Raw genomic sequence first — 1674 nt, 5'->3', positions numbered from 1 at the left:
GAGCCTATTCACCAGGAACACGTGATGTGTTCCCGGTTCAGAGGCTCTTGCCCGTCGGACGTGAAGTCCGCCGGGCATCCTGAACCCGGCTTTCCGATTCCACTAAGCGGGAGCACAGCCGCCCTATGCACTCCCGGGGAGACACAAATGAATCCTGCCGTCCCGAGCATCCCGGCCCTTAAGCAGCGGGCATACCCAAACCCGAGGAAGAACCATTCCGGGCCCTGCGAGGTTCTCCCGTCATCTGCGTAACCCGTTCTAAGGCCTGGCCTCAAGCGATTTGGCTTTCGTGGCAGTCGTCCCCCGCCCCCGGACCTCCTGGCTGCCCCTGCCCGCTCCTGCATTGGTGAAAGCTGGAGTAGGTCTTGCATTTCAGGTCTTTGGTTTGGTATTCTTAATCTTAGATAGGTGCGGTGATTTGATTTTTTGGGGTTACTGGGGTTGGATCTTATAGTTATCTTATAGTTATAGGGAAAGGGGTATTTGATGAATAGGAAAGATATTGTTTTGATTCATGGTACGGATTATAAATCTATGGCAAAGAAGGTGTTGGAACGGGGGGACGTGGCTGCCGATATTGGGGACCGGGATAAAAAGATCGGGCTGAAGCCGAATTTGGTTACGGTTAAGGATCCTGCCGAAGGGGCTACTACTCATAGGGAACTGCTTGCGGGCGTGATTGAGTATCTGCAGGAACAGGGGTTTGAGAATATTACGGTGATGGAGAGTTCCTGGGTCGGTGACCGGACGGGAGAGGCTTTCCGGGCTGCCGGGTACGATCGAGTGTGCAGCCGTTATCAGGTTCCCTTTGTGGATCTGAAAAAAGATAGCTGGAAGGAGTATGACGCTCACGGTATGAAAATTAAACTGTGCGATCAGGCTGCCTCTGTCGATTATATGATTAATCTGCCGGTATTGAAGGGACATTGTCAAACTACCGTTACCTGCGCCTTAAAAAATAATAAAGGCGTTATCCCCGATTCGGAAAAACGCCGTTTTCATACTCTTGGGCTGCATAAACCCATCGCCCATCTGAACACCATCGCGCGCAATGACTTTATACTGGTGGATAACATCTGCGGGGATCTGGATTTCGAGGAAGGAGGAAATCCGGTGGTTATGAACCGGATACTGGGCTTTAAAGATCCGGTTCTGTGCGACGCCTTTGTCTGTGATACCATGGGCTACTCCGCCAAGGACGTACCCTATATCCTCTTGGCGGAACAACTGGGCGTCGGCAGCACAGATCTCGCCCATGCCCACCGGATCTATCTGAATCAACCCCAGCCGTCCGAAAACTTTCATCCCTCCGTCATGACCCGCCGGGTACAGGAATTGGCCGCATACACAGCCCCCAAAGATGCCTGCAGCGCCTGCTACGGTTCCCTCATCTACGCCCTGGACCGTCTAAACCGCTCTGCCCGTTTAAAGGACGGCCTTCCCCCGATAGCGATCGGCCAGGGCTATCAGGGAACCACCGGCTCCATCGGCGTAGGCCCCTGCACCTCCTGCTTCAAAAAATCCTTACCCGGATGCCCTCCCTCCTCTGCGGATATGGTCCGCTTTCTAGCGGAAAACTGGTAACGGATCACCAGTGTAGGAGCGTTCTGCGGCAGGGAAGGGCTTCGCGGGCTGCTGCGTCAGACTGAGCCTCCGGCCGACGCAGCAGCCCGC

Annotated in this window: 1 protein-coding gene; it reads left to right on the top strand. The window is 54.5% G+C overall.

Annotated elements, in window-relative coordinates:
• The first annotated feature begins 486 nt into the window (after nt 1-486).
• Entirely contained in the window at nt 487-1584 is a 1098-nt protein-coding gene (locus KTH89_RS24625; protein ID WP_238723466.1) for a DUF362 domain-containing protein, read from the top strand.
• Nucleotides 1585-1674 lie beyond the last annotated feature (90 nt).

Origin of the sequence: Diplocloster agilis, assembly GCF_019042275.1 — a bacterium.
GTDB classification, from domain to species: Bacteria; Bacillota; Clostridia; order Lachnospirales; family Lachnospiraceae; genus Diplocloster; species Diplocloster agilis.
The sequence above is the reverse complement of the archived record's forward strand: the minus strand, read 5'-3'. Positions and strand labels throughout refer to the sequence as shown.

What these genes read in the sequence shown, in the direction of transcription:
- KTH89_RS24625 (WP_238723466.1), top strand. Translation starts at nt 487, where the DNA reads ATGAATAGGAAAGATATTGTTTTGATTCATGGTACGGATTATAAATCT.